Genomic DNA, 14,321 nt, shown 5'->3' with positions numbered 1-14,321 from the left:
TGCAATCGGCGGGCACGTTTGGCTTCTGGCCTGTGTCCGCCCCGCGCGGAATTCGAGAGATATGGGCCCCTGCCTGCGCAGGGGCGACGCAGTTACGCGGCCGCAACCTGCTCCCAAGCCCAGTCGAGCCACGGGCCGAGCGCTTCGATATCGGCCGTGTCGACCGTCGCGCCGCACCAGATGCGCAGCCCCGGCGGGGCGTCGCGATAGCCGGCGATGTCATACGCCGCATCCTCCGCCTCGAGCAGCGCCGCCATCTTCTTCACCATCGCGGACTGCGCCTCGGCGTCGGCGTCTGTGACGAGCTTGAGGCACACACTCGTGTTCGATCGGATCGCCGGATCGGCGGGCAAGTGATCGAGCCACTCGCGTTCGGCGACGATCCTTCCCAACGCACTGGCATTGGCGGTCGAGCGCGCGATCAGCGCATCGAGACCGCCGATCGACTGCGCCCATTCGAGCGCGAAGATATAGTCCTCCACCGCCAGCATCGACGGCGTGTTGATCGTCTCGCCCTTGAAGATGCCTTCGATCAGCTTGCCGCCCTTGGTCATGCGGAAGATCTTGGGCAGCGGCCAGGCGGGGGTATAGCTTTCGAGGCGCTCGACCGCGCGCGGACCCAGGATCAGCACGCCATGGCCGCCCTCGCCGCCCATCACCTTCTGCCAGCTGAAGGTGGTGACATCGAGCTTGTCCCACGGCATGTCCATGGCGAACACGGCCGAGGTGGCGTCGGCGAAGGTCAGCCCCTCGCGGTCCTCGGCGATCCAGTCGCCGTTCGGCACGCGCACGCCCGAAGTCGTGCCGTTCCAGGTGAAGATCACGTCATGGCTCGGCTTCACCTGCGTCAGGTCGACGATCTCGCCATACGGCGCCTTGAGCACTTCGGGATCGATCCTGAGCTGCTTGACGGCATCGGTGACCCAGCCCTCACCGAAGCTCTCCCAGGCGAGCAACTGCACCGGCCGCGCGCCGAGCATCGACCACATCGCCATCTCCACGGCCCCGGTGTCGGACGCGGGAACGATACCGATACGATGCGTGTCGGGAACCTTGAGCAGCTCGCGCGTCAGGTCGATCGCATGCTGCAGTCGCGCCTTGCCCAGCTTCGAGCGGTGCGAGCGCCCGAGCACCGCAGTCGCGAGCTTGTCGGGCGACCAGCCGGGCGGCTTGGCGCAGGGACCGGAAGAGAAATGGGGGCGCGCCGGCTTGGTGGCGGGTGCGGCGGACGCACGGGTGGAGTCGGAACGAATCGTATCGGTCATGTCAGTCTCTCCTTGCAGAGAGCACGCGCGGCGTTGGGACCGCGTGGCCCGTCGACGGGCCTAGCGGCATGCGGAGCGAAGTCAACCGTCCTTGCTGCGCCGCAGCGGGATCGGAGCAGAGTCGGATTGGAATCACTTGCAAAAATCACGGTGCCAGCCGGCGCTTAACTCTCCGGTAACCATGGTTCGTCAAACTCGCCGCACGATGATGACTCGCCACGTCCTCGCCCTTTTGCTGCCGCTCCTGCTCACCGGATGCATTTTCGGCGGCGGCGGAAGTGACAGTCCGCGCGTGCCGCGCCCCGGCCCGATCGAACCACGCGCCAGCGGCCCGATCGCGCTGCCGGGCGCGCCTGATCGCGAGACGCGGCAATGCCTTGCCGATCTGGAGCGTCAGAACGTCAGCTATCGCCCGCTGCCGGATCAGGATTTCGGCGGCGGATGCCTGGTGATCGGCGCAGTCCAGCTGCTCGACATCGGCGTTCCGGTCACCGGGCTCAAGTCGATGCGTTGCCCGCTCGCGCAGACCTTTTCCGCCTGGGTGCGCCACGGCGTCGCTCCCGCCGCACGCGAGATCCTCGGCAGCGAACTCGTGCGAGTCGAAAGCTTCGGCACCTATTCGTGCCGCGGGATCATCGGCGCGGGCGCCAGCGCCGCGCGCCGGGTGTCGGAACATGGCCTCGCCAATGCAGTCGACATTTCGGGTTTTCGCCTGGCCGACGGGCGCCGAATCACGCTGAAGGACGATTGGAACAGCTCCGATCCCAGGGTGCGCGAGTTTCTGCAGGTCGTTCGGCGTTCGGCATGTCGCCGCTTCAAGACCGTGCTCAGCCCCGACTATAACGCCGCGCACCACGATCACTTCCATCTCGACATGGGGCGCGGGCCCTTCTGCAGTTGAGCAGCCGCCCCATTTGCAGCGGCGCCCGGATCGACTAACGCGCGGTCATCATGAGTGACACCCGCGTTCCTTCCCGCGTCTTCCGCCGCGCAGATCAGGATGCCGAGACCGCCCGTACCAGCGGCCACGACACGCCTCAGACCGCGCATCCGGCCTATCGCCTCGCCTTTCAGGACATGGAGTTCCTGCTGCGCGAGGATCTGCGCCCGGTGCGCTTCCAGCTCGAGCTGCTGAAGCCCACCCTGCTGCTCGACGAGGCGAACATCGCATCGCTGTTCGTCTTCTACGGCTCGGCGCGCATTCCCGAGCCGGCCAAGGCCGAGGCGATGCTCGAACTCGCCGACACCCCCGAGTCGCGGCGCATCGCCGAGCGGCTGGTCGCCAAGTCGAAATATTACGACGTCGCGCGCGAGCTGGCGCGCACCGCGAGCTGCTTCGCGCGCGACGCCGACGGCAAGCGGCACTTCGTCGTCTGTTCGGGCGGCGGCCCCTCGATCATGGAAGCGGCCAATCGGGGCGCGGCGGACGCAGGCTGCGAATCGGTCGGACTCAACATCGTGCTTCCGCACGAACAGGCGCCGAACGAATATGTCACCCCGTCGCTCAGCTTTCAGTTTCACTATTTCGCGCTGCGCAAGATGCACTTCCTCCTGCGCGCGCGCGCGGTGGCGGTCTTCCCCGGCGGCTTCGGCACCTTCGACGAATCGTTCGAACTGCTCACGCTGATCCAGACCGGCAAGATCGAGCCGATGCCGGTGCTGTTCTATGGCCGCGAATTCTGGGAGCGCGTCGTCAATTTCGAAGCGCTCTGCGAAGAAGGCGTAATCAGCCCGCGCGACCTCAAGCTCTTCCATTTCGTCGAGACTGCCGAGGAAGGGTGGGAGATCGTGCGCGACTTCTATCGCGAACGGGACGACGCGCCGCTGGTCTAGGCTCCCGAATTATCGGAACCAACTCGCGCGTTCGTTCACTGGTAGGGGACTATGACCGAAGCCCATACGCTCCCGACGCGGAGCGATCGGCTCCGTGCCTTTGTCCGGCTCAAGCTGGAGAATCGCTGGCTCCGCCTGGGGCTGATCGCGGCGCTGGTCGCCACCGCCCTCCTCTCCGTCTCGCTGGCCACCGTGCCCGAGCCGCGCGAACGCATTTCGCTCGGCAAGGGTCTCGCCGGCGTCGATAGCGAGCTCGCCGCCTTCGAAACGGCCGAACCCTCGCCGCTTCCCTCCGCGACGCGCGACGTCGTCGATCACACCTTCCGCAACGCCAGCCGGATCGTCGGCCTCGGCGAAGCGAGCTATTATGGCGATGCGTTCGCCGGCCGCTCCACTGCCAGTGGCGAGATCTTCGATCCGGCGCTGATGACGGCGGCGCACCGCACGCTGCCGCTCGGCTCGCGCGTACGCGTCACCGAGCCGAACTCGGGCCGCAGCGTCGTCGTCCGGATCAACGATCGCGGGCCCTATCACGGCCGCCGCGTGATCGATCTGTCCGAAGCCGCCGCGCGCGAACTCGGCATGCTCCAGCGCGGCACGGCGCGCGTGCAGCTCGCGCTGCTCCTGGCCTGAGGCGCCTCAGCCGAGCTGGCGCGAGCGCCTTTGCGACATCTGCCGGACCTTTTTCGGCATCCATCGCGTGGCAAAGCGCAGCCGCTGCGCAGTCTTTCCCACAATCGTGTGCAGCTTCTCGCCGTGCACTGCCTGCCAGGCCGCCTCGGCCACCTCGGCCACCGGCGTGATCTCGAGCCCGCCTTCGGTTACGCTTTCGCGCACGGTGCGGTTGCTGTTCGCTAGCGGCTGATCCAGCAGCGGCGTTTCGATGAAGCTCGGCATGATCGTGCGCACCTTGATGCCCTCGGGAGCCCATTCGCCGTCGAGCGCCTCCGCCAGCCCGCGCACTGCGAACTTCGTCGCCGAATAGATCGCACCGCCCGCAGTGCCATAGATCCCCGCCGCCGAGCTTGTGATCAGCATACAGCTGCCTGGAGTGGCCTTGAGCAAACGAAAGCCGATGTGCGCGCCGTTCACGACGCCGCTCAGGTTGATCGCGATACATCGGTCCAGCGTCACCGCATCGGTCTCCACGAATGGACCGCCCACCGGAATCCCAGCATTGTTGAACAAGACGTCGAGGCGTCCGCCGCTTGCCTCGACAAAGCCAGTCAGCGCCTCCTCCCATTGGTCGCGCTCGCGAACGTCCATCACATGAGTCCAAACCCGGTCGGTGGGAAGCGCCGCCTTCGCCGCCTCCAGTCCGGCTGCATTGATGTCGGCGAGCCCCACGCGCCAGCCGCGCTCGGCAAAAAGGCGCGCGGTCGCAAGACCGATGCCTGAAGCCCCGCCAGAAATGAAAATCGCCTTGGCGCCGTCCCCCATCTGCCCCTCTCCTCTTTTTTGACCTTTCCCGCTTCATCCCGCACAAGTGCCCCGGATGCCAGAGCAATCGCGCACCCTCGGGCCTTCGGTCTCCTTCGAATGCCTTGCCAAGCGCTATGCAGGCGGCGTGATCGCAGTGAACTCCGTATCGCTCGACATCGCGGCAGGCAGCTTCGTCGCGCTGGTCGGCGCTTCGGGATCGGGCAAGTCGACCCTTCTCAAGACGGTCAACCGGCTGATCGAGCCGAGCGACGGGCGGGTGCTGATCGGCGGCGATCCCGTCGACTCGGAATCGCCCCATTTGCTCCGTCGCCGGATCGGCTACGTCTTCCAGAACACCGGCCTCTTCCCGCATCTGACGGTAGGAGAAAATGTCGGTATCGGTCTCAGGCTGAAAGGCGAGCGCGAAAACGCGAAGCGCGTCGCCGAGCTGCTCGAACTGGTCGAGCTCACGCCCGCGATGGCCAAGCGGCTCCCCGATGCGCTTTCCGGAGGCCAGCGCCAGCGAGTCGGAGTCGCGCGTGCCCTGGCGACTCAACCGGGCCTGATGTTGATGGACGAGCCGTTCGGCGCGCTCGACCCCATCACGCGCGATACGCTCGGAACAGCCGTGCGCGCGATCCACGACCGGCTCGGGCTCACCACCATCATGGTGACCCATGACATGGCCGAGGCGCTGCTGCTCGCTGACCGAGTGCTGGTGATGGAATCGGGCAACATCGTCGCCGACGCGACTCCCGGCGCGCTGATCGCCGGCGAAGGCGGACCCGCGGCGGATGCGCTCGTCGCCGTTCCCCGCGAACAGGCGCATCGGCTGGCGGCGCTGGAGAGCGGGCGATGACCGCCGCCTGGACCCGGGTCCCGGAACTTCTCGCTCAGCATCTTCTGCTCGCGATGGCGGCGCTGCTGCTCGGCCTCGCGATCAGCATCCCGCTCACCATCTGGTCGGCGCGCAGCCGCACGGTCGCGCGGGTCTCACTGGGCTTCGCCAGCCTCGTTCAGACGATCCCGTCGCTGGCGCTGCTCGCGCTCTTCTACCCGCTGCTGCTCTCGCTGCGCACGATCTTCGGCGAATGGCTGCCTGCGCTCGGCTTTCTGCCGGCGCTGCTCGCGCTGTCGCTCTACGCCATCCTGCCGATCCTGCGGAACGGAGTTACCGGGCTGCTCAATCTCGATCCGGCGGTGCTCGAGGCGGCAGACGGCGTCGGGATGACGGCGCGGCAGAAGCTGCTGCTCGTCGAGGCGCCACTGGTGCTGCCGGTTCTCATGGCGGGCATCCGCACCGCAGCGGTGTGGGTGATCGGCGCCGCGACGCTTTCGACCACAGTTGGCCAGCCGAGCCTCGGCGATCTGATCTTCGCGGGCCTCCAGACGCAGAACTGGGCGCTGGTACTCGCCGGATGCATCGCCGCGGCGGGTCTCGCGCTGGCGGTCGATCAGCTTCTCGGGCTCGCCGAAACCGGTCTCCGCCAACGCCGGCGCGGTCTCGTGTTCGGCAGCCTCGGCATCCTGCTGGCCGGAGTGCTGCTGGCCTCGGCTCCGATGCTGCCCACCGGCCAGCGTACAGTGGTGGTCGGCGCCAAGGGATTCTCCGAGCAGTTCATCCTGGCACGGGTGATCGGCCGCCAGCTGGAGGAAGCGGGCTATACGGTCGAATATCGCGAGGGGCTGGGCTCGGCCGTGGTCTATGGTGCGCTCGCCTCGGGGGATGTCGATGTCTATGTCGACTATTCGGGTACACTCTGGACCAATCAGATGGGTCGTCAGACGGTTCCCGGGCGCGAGGCGATCGTCGAAGGGGTTGGCGAATGGACCCGCCGAACGAGCGGCGTTCGGCTGCTCGGCACGCTCGGGTTCGAGAACGCCTATGCCTTCGCGATGCGCGGCGATCAGGCCGAGCGGCTCGGAATTGCGACGATCGAGGATCTGGTGCCACATGCGCCGCGGATGAGCCTCGCGACCGACGTCGAGTTTCTCGAGCGGCCCGAATGGGCGGCGGTCCAACGCGCCTATGGCATCGCGTTCGAATCGACGCGCGCGTTCAATCCCACCTTCATGTATCGCGCGCTCGCCAGCGGCCGCGCCGACGTGATCCCGGCCTTCTCCTCGGACGGGCGCATCGCCGCGCAGGATCTCAAGGTGCTCGAGGACAATCGCGGCGCCATCCCCGGCTATGACGCGATCCTGCTGATCGCTCCGGAACATGCCGACGATGATCGCTTCGTCGAAGCGCTGCGCCCGCTGATCGGTGCCATCCCGGTCGAGGCGATGCGCGAAGCGAACTACATGGTCGATCGCGACGAGGAAAAGGTTAGCCCCGCGGAGGCAGCACGCTGGCTCGAGCAGCGGATCGGCCTGTGAGCGTCGCTGCCCCCCCGGCGGGGCGGGTCTGTATCGGCTGATTCGAAAGATGGCGGAGACGGAGGGATTCGAACCCTCGGTACGGGATTTACCCATACGGCGGTTTAGCAAACCGCTGGTTTCAGCCACTCACCCACGTCTCCGGACAGCGCCTGAACCGCGGCCTATAGCTGCGCTCTCCCGTCCGATCAACTGCGCTTTGGCGCAGACGATCGGGCGCGATTTCGACTCGGGCTGCCGCCTGTTCATTGCAGCGTCAGTAGCCGCCGCCTAGGCTCGCCGCGATCGGGTTTGGGGTGAAGCGATGCGTTTGAAGTCGGTGATGCTATGGGCGGCGGCTGCCGTGCTGGGTCTGGGAACGGTTCCGGCGGCGGCGCAGGTGCAAACGATCGATCCGAATTCCGCGATCGACGCCGATCTAAACGATCCGCAGCCGCAGAGCACGCCGACGCCGAGCGCGACGCCCGATCCCTATTACCAACAGGATCAATATCAGCAGGTGCCGGCCGAACCGCCGGCCTCCGTGGATCCCGCGGTCAATCCCTATGCGGCTCCGCCCGCGACTCCGCAGAATGGGCAACCGACGCTCGACGCCAATCGAATCGAGACGCGCGACACCTATGCCCGCGACGATCTTATCGGCGCCGCCGAAGGCGTGTTCGGACGCGGCGCCGAGGGTCTCGCGGGCATCATCGAGAACATTCTGCGCGAGCAGGGCGAACCCAATGCCTATATCGCGGGGCGCGAAGCGGGCGGCGCCTTCATCGTCGGGCTGCGCTATGGCTCGGGCACGCTCTTTCACCGGGTCGAGGGCCAGCGCCCGGTCTATTGGACCGGGCCCTCGGTCGGCTTCGACGTCGGCGGCGACGCCAATAAGGTCTTCGTGCTGGTCTACAATCTTTACGACAGCCAGGAGCTCTACAAGCGTTTCCCGGCGGGCGAAGGTCGCGCCTATTTCGTCGGCGGCTTCTCGGCGGCGTATCTGCGCAGCGGCGACACGGTGCTCATCCCCGTCCGGTTGGGCGTCGGGTGGCGGCTCGGCGCCAATGTCGGCTATATGAAGTTCTCCGAGGAACAGCGCTGGCTGCCGTTCTAAGCCACCCGCTTTGATGCTGCGCCGGGGCAGTGCGCTGCGGTTCGGCCGATAGGCGGAACAGGGCAGGCGCGCGACCAGCGCTGGTGATGCTCTAGGTCCAACGGTGGCCGATCGCGGAACAGCAGCGCGGCTTCCTGGCGCGAGCCGCTTTCAGCCGAACGCGACGCTTTCGAATTTCACCGGCTCGCCGATCGCGGCGTCCGCCAGCGCGCCGTCCCACATCACGCGATTGCCGCGGATAATCGTTCCGATCGGCTTGCCGGTGAGCTCCATCCCGGTGAACGGCGACCAGCCGCACTTCGACGCGAGCCACGCTTCCTCGATCGTCCAGCGCGCCTTCAGATCGACGACGGTGAAGTCGGCGTCATAGCCGGGCACGATGCGCCCCTTGCCCACTAGCCCGAATACGCGCTGCGGGCCGGCGCTGGTCAGGTCGATCAGCCGCTGCAGCGTCAGGCGGCCCTCGGCGACATGGTTCAGCATCAGCGGCAGCAATGTCTGCACGCCGGGCATGCCGCTCGGGCTTCGGGGGTATTGCTGCGCCTTTTCCTCCCGGCTGTGGGGCGCATGGTCCGAACCGATCACGTCGGGCACACCCTGCGCCATCCAGCGCCACAGCCCGTCGCGATGCGCGGCGGATCGGATCGGCGGATTCATCTGCGCAAGGCTGCCGAGCCGCGGATAGGCGTCCTCGCCCGCAAGCGTCAGATGCTGCGGCGTCACTTCGCAGGTGGCAATGTCCTTGTTCTGCCCCAGCAGCTCGAGCTCGGCCGGTGTCGTGACGTGGAGCACGTGCACGCGCCGCCGCGCCTCGCGCGCCAGACGCAGGATTCGGCGAGTCGCCAGGATCGCGCTTTCATCGTCCCGCCACACCGGGTGCGAAGCGGGATCGCCGGTCACGCGCTCACCGGCGCGTGCGTTCATCCGGTCCTCATCCTCGCAATGCACCGCGACGCGCCGATGGCCGGAACGCAGCACCCGTGCCAGTTCCGAATCCTCGGATACCAGCAGGTCGCCGGTCGACGAGCCCATGAAGATCTTGACCCCGGCCGTACCGGGCAGGCGCTCGAGCTCTGCAAGCGCTTCGGCATTGGCGGAAGTGGCGCCCACGTAAAACGCGTGATCGCACCACATCCGGCCTTCGGCCCGGCGCAGCTTGTCCGCGACGGCATCGGCGCTGTCGGTGTTCGGCTTGGTGTTCGGCATCTCGAACACCGCAGTCACGCCGCCCAGCACCGCGGCACGGCTGCCGCTCTCCAGGTCTTCCTTATATTCGAGCCCGGGTTCGCGAAAATGGACCTGCGTGTCGATCACGCCGGGGAGAATATCGAGGCCGGTGCAGTCGATCGTCTCGCCGGCGTCACCGACGCTGCCCACAGCGACGATGCGGCCGTCGCGCACGCCCACATCCACATCGGCCGGTCCGCCGGGCAGATATACGCGCCCGTTCGCGAGCTTGAGGTCGACTGGCGCCATCGCAAAGCCTTTCGTGCTGCCCTGCGACCTCCTACCTGTTCGTTATGATCGATACCACCCCGGGGACATTGCTGGCCGACCGCGGCTTGCTGCGGCTGTCCGGCGAGGACGTGCGCGGCTTCCTCCAGGGGCTCGTGACACAGGATGTCCGCACCGTTTCGCCCATAAGCCCGCGCTGGTCGGGGCTGCTGACGCCTCAGGGCAAGGCGCTTTTCGACTTCATCCTCTGGGATGATGGCGACTCGATCCTGATCGATTGCGAAGCGGCTCAGCGGGAGGCGCTCGCAAAACGGCTTTCGCTCTACCGGCTGCGCCGCGCGATTTCGATCGAGCCGGTTGACGGCGGTGTGCATTGGGCGGCCAGCGGCGAGCACGGGCTGGCCGACCCGCGTCTTCCGGAGCTCGGCCGGCGCTGGCTGGGAGCTGACAGCGGCGCGGTTGCGAACGGCTGGCTCGAGCACCGCCTCCAGCTGGGAGTCGCCGAAGGCGCAGCCGAGCTCGGGCAGGACAAGACGCTTTGGCTCGAGTGTAACGCCGAGGAGCTGAACGGAGCCAGCTACACCAAGGGGTGCTTCGTGGGTCAGGAGAATACTGCCCGGATGCACTATCGCGCAAAGGTGAGCCGTCGCCTCGTCGTCGCCCCCCTCGCCGAGCCGGGCCCGCGGACCCGCGCGACATATCCGGAGCTGGGGCTCATGGTCGAGAACCGCCGGGTCGAGGATTTGGGCGACGCGCTTCGGCCTGCGTGGCTTGAGGCCGCGCTGGCGACAGCGGCACCGTAGAGCCGGAGCGCGAGCCGCATCACGGCCGTGCGTCGCGCCGCTGTTCTTGGCGGCATGCGAGCGCGCGAGCGCGCGGACCTGCCGGCCCAGGAGACACGCTCGCGCAACGAAAAAGGGAGGCCGGTTTCCCGGCCTCCCCATTCTTTCGAGTTCCGAAGAACCCGCGTGGCTTACATGCCCGAACCCGGACCGTAGGTGATTTCCACGCGGCGGTTCTGCAGCTCGCGCACACCGTCGGCGGTCGCGACGCGCGGACGGCTCTCGCCGAAGGCTTCCGTCGAGATCGCGCCGGCAGGGATGCCGCGGCTCGTCATATAGTCGCGCACCGAGTTCGCACGACGCTGCGACAGACCAACGTTGTAGCTCGCCGGGCCCGAACGGTCGGCGTGGCCTGCCAGCATCACCTGAGCATTGCCGCAGTTGCGATAGTTGTTGATCGCGTTGTTCAGGATGGTTCCGGCTTCCGGCGTGATGTCGGAGCGATCCCACTCGAAGAACACGATGTACGGCCCCGGCGTGCAGACGACGGTGGGGGTCGGCGTGGGCGTCGGAGTCGGCGTCGGCGTGTAGATCGGAGTCGGCGCCGGCGTCGGGACGATCACGGGCTCCGGCGCACCGAAGTTGAACGTCACGCCACCGAGGAGGCTGTGCGACCGGAAACGACCGTCGAACTCGCGACCGGTCACATCGACCAGCCGGACGTCGTCCGCATTGAAGAAGCGATACTTCAGCGTGACGTCGACGTTCTCGCTGATCGCCGCGCGCAGGCCGGCGATTGCCTGCCATGCGAACACCGTGTCGGAGTCGTCGATGAACGGGCCGTCGGTGGTGAGGCCGACTTCCTGGCTGACGCGGGCAACACCCACACCGCCGCCGACGAAGCCGCCGAGCGCGTCTTCACCGAAGTCGAGCAGACCATTGACCATGAAGCTGAGCGCCGAGGTCGAGCCGCCCGCGTAATCATAGACGCCGGACGGCCCGCTCACCAGCGCACCGGTGGGCAGGTAAACAGGCGTCGTGAGAGCCGAACGATAGCTCGACACGGTCGCACGGCGATAGCCGACTTCCGCTTCTGCGCGGAACGCACCGAAATCGTAGCCGATGATGCCATCGACATCGAAACCATTGTCGTGATCGACGGTCGCGGCGCGCGGCGATGCGCCGATGTCGTAATCGATATCCTCGACGAGCATCGCGCCGCCTTCGACACCCACATACCACGCGTCGTCGCGGGCCAGGGCGGGAGTGCTGAGCGCGGTCGACGCAAGTGCCAGAGTGACGGCAAGCTTCCGCATCTTAATCCCCTTTCATTGATGTCACTTCGGACAGCGCCAACTCCCTAGCGAAAGCTTGGTTTCCGCGCAAGCGCAAGAATACGCCGACTGTTGCAGGAACGTCACAGGTCGGGCGGATCGATCAGCCCATGCGCGCGCATCGCCGCGAGCACCGCCGACAGAGCGATACGTGCTTCGACGTCCACGGTCGTTCCACCGGCCGGATCGCCGATCGCTGCGCCGCGGCGGCCAACCACCTGATGGCCTTCGACGACAACCCTGCCGCGCACTTCACCGATCGTCCAGCTCCCGCCTGAAAACAGCGCGAAGGCGCCTTCCTGGGCGACCCAGACGCGCGTGCCTTCGCGCGGCGCCGCAAAGCGCCAGCCGCCTTCGGTCCATCCGGCGAGAGCATGCGCGTGTCCGGCCCAAGCGCCGGTCGGGTCGGCGCCCAGCACCCATGCCTGCCCCGGCTCGGGATCCTCGGGCGGGATTTCCGCGCCCATGTCCTCGGCGCTTCCCTGCACCAGCAGGTCTAGCCGCGCGAGCGCCTCATTGTGAAACATCTCCTTCTGCGCCTGGCCCGCAGCCAGCAGCGGCAACGTCAGCCGCGGTGTCGATTCTGCGCTCACCTTCCTTCTCCCGTCGCTTGCACCAGTCGCTCGGCAGGCCGCGAGAGCCCGTGCGTGCCGACTTGCCGGACACTGACATGGCACCCGGCGCTGCAGTCGGCTGCGCTCAGCATCAGTGTCGGCTGATCCGTCTCTTCGATTCGAGCGGGCGCCGCGCTCGGCGCCACTGTGACGCGATAGCGCTCGCGCTCCTCGGCGAGCGGCGCATCGACTCCATCCACCCAGCGCCAGCCCGTCCGGCTTCGCCGTATCCAGCGCAACCGGACGCTGCCGTCCGGCAGCGGCTCGACTCGGAGGTGCGCGGGCGCGGGGGGCAGGATCGAGCGCCCATCGATGGGCGCCGATGCTGCGACAGCCACGGCGTCGCCAGGCCCTTGCGCCAGCACCTGCAGCGCGCCGCCGATCGTTTCGGGCCCCAGTGAGACCACTCTGAGCGCATCGGCGGCGATGCAGACGAACGGATCTCCCACCGCCTGGGTGGCGATCGCATATTCGGTGCCGCGGCGTCCGCGCCACAGGCCGCTCAGCCGCCACCGCGCGCCTCCCAGGGGTTCGGCGCGGGCGAATTGCAGCAGCTCGCTTCCCGCGATCGCCAGATTGGCGCCTGCGTCCAGCGCGGCGGCATCGGCATCGCCGAGCGTCATGCCTGCGGCCATCAGTGTCACTTCGAGGATGTTCGTCCGATCCTCCAGCATCGCAGACGCGCCTCCCGGCGGGACGGTGATCGTGCCGAGCAGCGCGGTAAGGCCGGTCGAGCCTGCGCTGTCCCAGCGCGCGCCACCGTCGATGCTCGTCAATAATGCTGCACTGCGCCATCCCGCTCCGGTGCCTGCCGCCGCGATCGCCAGCAGCGGTCCGCTCGCCGGCGCATCTTCCAGCGGCGGCAGCTCGAACGCCTGGAGAACCGTCACGCCGATCTCGTCATCGGGCGCCGCCGCCACGCGGCCGCCGCTCGCCGCCATCGGCAGCGCGGCAGGCGCCACGCGCACGCACCCCAGCCGCACGCGCATCGCTTCCAGCGTCCAGCGTTCGATCCGCCACAGCCCCGGCACGCCGGCGATCCGCACGCGCCCGCCCGGTGCAAGCGCTAGTGCGTCCCACCCCAACGTCACGCGCCGCCGCTCGCGCTCCAGTTCCATGCGGGCCAGCGCCTCGCTCGCCAGCGTGCGCGCCGCACCGGCATCGAGCACGGCGGGAAGCTCGACACGGCTCTCGCGGGTGCCGGCGCCGGGGCGCTGCGCCCGCTGCACTCCGATCTGGAAATCCCGCGCGGGATCATAATGGGTGAGCGTCAGGCTGCGCGGCGCTTTGTCCGCCGCCGCGATCGCGCGCGCGGCGCGTTCGCCCGCCGCTCCGTCCGCGACCACGCTCGCAGGTCCGCCGCCACGGGTCAGGACCATCGTACGATCGCCTTCGCGGAACCAGCCGTTCGCTGCGCCCGCGAGCACTTCGGCCACTGCGCGCACACTGGCGCCGTGTGCGGAAAACCCCAGCAGCTCCGGCAGCTCAGCATCGCTCGCCAGCACCTCGGGAGCCAGCTCGTCGAGGATGACGCCGATGCCCACCGCCCCCGCATCCGCCTCGACTTCGAACGTCAGCGCCGGAATCCGATTGCCGAACGGCTCCAGATCCATGTTCTCGAAGACGGCATAGGCGGTTCCGCGGTGCGCCGGCGCCAGTCCCGCGCCTTCGGCCGCGCCGATCAGCGGGTCGGCGAGCTGGTCCTCGCCGCCGCGGTGCAGCCGAAAGCCCGTCCGGCTCTTGAGATCGCCCGCCGCGCCGCGCAGCAGCTTGCCTTCCGCCCAGATCCGCCGCACCCCCTGGATCGGTCGAGCGGAAAGGGCCACTGCGAAGCTCGCCGTATAGCTGTAGCGCGTCGTGCTCGGCTGTCCCTTGCCGCTGCTTCCGGTGCTGCGATGCTCGATCAGGTCGGTCGCCCAGATCACCGATCCGGCAACGCGTATCCTGCCGTATAGCTTCGGGATCTCGGTCCCATAGGAAGAGGTCTGGAGCGCCAGCTCCTTGAGCCGCGGCCCTTCGCGTCCCGGGGGGCGGAAAAGCACCGTCCGGTCGATCGCGCCACCCAGCGCCGCGCCAAGCGCGCCGCCGATCGGCCCGCCCACTGCGCTGCCCACCGCCGTCAGCACCAGCGTCGCCATTCA

13 protein-coding genes and 1 tRNA gene are annotated in these 14,321 nt (G+C 67.8%); 7 read left to right on the top strand and 7 right to left on the bottom strand.

Going from position 1 to position 14,321, the window contains the following annotated elements; translation table 11 throughout:
- Positions 1-92 precede the first annotated feature (92 nt).
- Positions 93-1,265, bottom strand: coding sequence for a phosphoserine transaminase (locus ACQ450_RS12100; RefSeq protein WP_431469440.1), 1,173 nt, complete (start codon positions 1,263-1,265; stop codon positions 93-95).
- 208 nt (positions 1,266-1,473) lie between these two features.
- Between ACQ450_RS12100 and ACQ450_RS12095 the strand changes: the two genes are divergently transcribed.
- From ACQ450_RS12095 to ACQ450_RS12085, 3 genes are read left to right on the top strand one after another with little or no spacing between them, the layout of a single operon-like run.
- Positions 1,474-2,166, top strand: coding sequence for an extensin family protein (locus ACQ450_RS12095; protein WP_188056525.1), 693 nt, complete (start codon positions 1,474-1,476; stop codon positions 2,164-2,166).
- A 50-nt stretch (positions 2,167-2,216) separates the two neighbouring features.
- Positions 2,217-3,098, top strand: a complete 882-nt coding sequence (locus tag ACQ450_RS12090; RefSeq protein WP_431469439.1) for an LOG family protein — start codon at positions 2,217-2,219, stop codon at positions 3,096-3,098.
- Between the two features lie 51 nt (positions 3,099-3,149).
- On the top strand, positions 3,150-3,731 hold the full coding sequence (locus ACQ450_RS12085) for a septal ring lytic transglycosylase RlpA family protein (protein WP_431469438.1): 582 nt from the start codon (positions 3,150-3,152) through the stop codon (positions 3,729-3,731).
- Positions 3,732-3,737: 6 nt separating this feature from the next.
- Here ACQ450_RS12085 and ACQ450_RS12080 read toward each other — a convergent pair whose 3' ends face one another.
- Positions 3,738-4,538, bottom strand: coding sequence for an SDR family oxidoreductase (locus ACQ450_RS12080; protein ID WP_431469437.1), 801 nt, complete (start codon positions 4,536-4,538; stop codon positions 3,738-3,740).
- Between the two features lie 55 nt (positions 4,539-4,593).
- Between ACQ450_RS12080 and ACQ450_RS12075 the strand changes: the two genes are divergently transcribed.
- Positions 4,594-5,379: an ATP-binding cassette domain-containing protein gene (locus ACQ450_RS12075; protein WP_431471221.1), complete on the top strand. Its 786-nt coding sequence runs from the start codon at positions 4,594-4,596 to the stop codon at positions 5,377-5,379.
- Complete coding sequence (locus ACQ450_RS12070; RefSeq protein WP_431469436.1) at positions 5,376-6,899, top strand: ABC transporter permease/substrate-binding protein; 1,524 nt, start codon at positions 5,376-5,378, stop codon at positions 6,897-6,899. The genes ACQ450_RS12075 and ACQ450_RS12070 overlap by 4 nt, the downstream gene beginning before the upstream one ends.
- 50 nt (positions 6,900-6,949) lie before the next feature.
- Here the strand turns inward: ACQ450_RS12070 and ACQ450_RS12065 are convergent.
- Positions 6,950-7,042, bottom strand: a tRNA-Ser gene (locus ACQ450_RS12065).
- A 161-nt stretch (positions 7,043-7,203) separates the two neighbouring features.
- Here ACQ450_RS12065 and ACQ450_RS12060 point away from each other — a divergent pair.
- Positions 7,204-7,995, top strand: coding sequence for a DUF1134 domain-containing protein (locus ACQ450_RS12060; protein ID WP_431469435.1), 792 nt, complete (start codon positions 7,204-7,206; stop codon positions 7,993-7,995).
- Between the two features lie 150 nt (positions 7,996-8,145).
- Here the strand turns inward: ACQ450_RS12060 and ACQ450_RS12055 are convergent, their stop codons facing one another.
- On the bottom strand, positions 8,146-9,471 hold the full coding sequence (locus ACQ450_RS12055) for a dihydroorotase (protein WP_431469434.1): 1,326 nt from the start codon (positions 9,469-9,471) through the stop codon (positions 8,146-8,148).
- A 44-nt stretch (positions 9,472-9,515) separates the two neighbouring features.
- Between ACQ450_RS12055 and ACQ450_RS12050 the strand changes: the two genes are divergently transcribed.
- A complete protein-coding gene (locus tag ACQ450_RS12050; protein WP_431469433.1) occupies positions 9,516-10,253 on the top strand; it encodes a YgfZ/GcvT domain-containing protein in 738 nt (245 codons plus the stop codon).
- A gap of 170 nt (positions 10,254-10,423) precedes the next feature.
- Here the strand turns inward: ACQ450_RS12050 and ACQ450_RS12045 are convergent, their stop codons facing one another.
- The 3 genes from ACQ450_RS12045 to ACQ450_RS12035 form a co-directional block, all read right to left on the bottom strand.
- Positions 10,424-11,548: an OmpA family protein gene (locus tag ACQ450_RS12045; RefSeq protein ID WP_431469432.1), complete on the bottom strand. Its 1,125-nt coding sequence runs from the start codon at positions 11,546-11,548 to the stop codon at positions 10,424-10,426.
- A 101-nt stretch (positions 11,549-11,649) separates the two neighbouring features.
- Positions 11,650-12,159, bottom strand: coding sequence for a DUF2793 domain-containing protein (locus ACQ450_RS12040; RefSeq protein WP_431469431.1), 510 nt, complete (start codon positions 12,157-12,159; stop codon positions 11,650-11,652).
- A complete protein-coding gene (locus ACQ450_RS12035) occupies positions 12,156-14,318 on the bottom strand; it encodes a phage tail protein (protein ID WP_431469430.1) in 2,163 nt (720 codons plus the stop codon). Before ACQ450_RS12035 ends, ACQ450_RS12040 begins: the two co-directional genes overlap by 4 nt.
- Positions 14,319-14,321 lie beyond the last annotated feature (3 nt).

The sequence above is a fragment of the Sphingosinithalassobacter sp. LHW66-3 genome (genome assembly GCF_050703275.1).
In the GTDB taxonomy this organism is placed as follows: domain Bacteria; phylum Pseudomonadota; class Alphaproteobacteria; order Sphingomonadales; family Sphingomonadaceae; genus Sphingomonas.
This window is presented reverse-complemented; position numbering and strand designations above follow the sequence as displayed.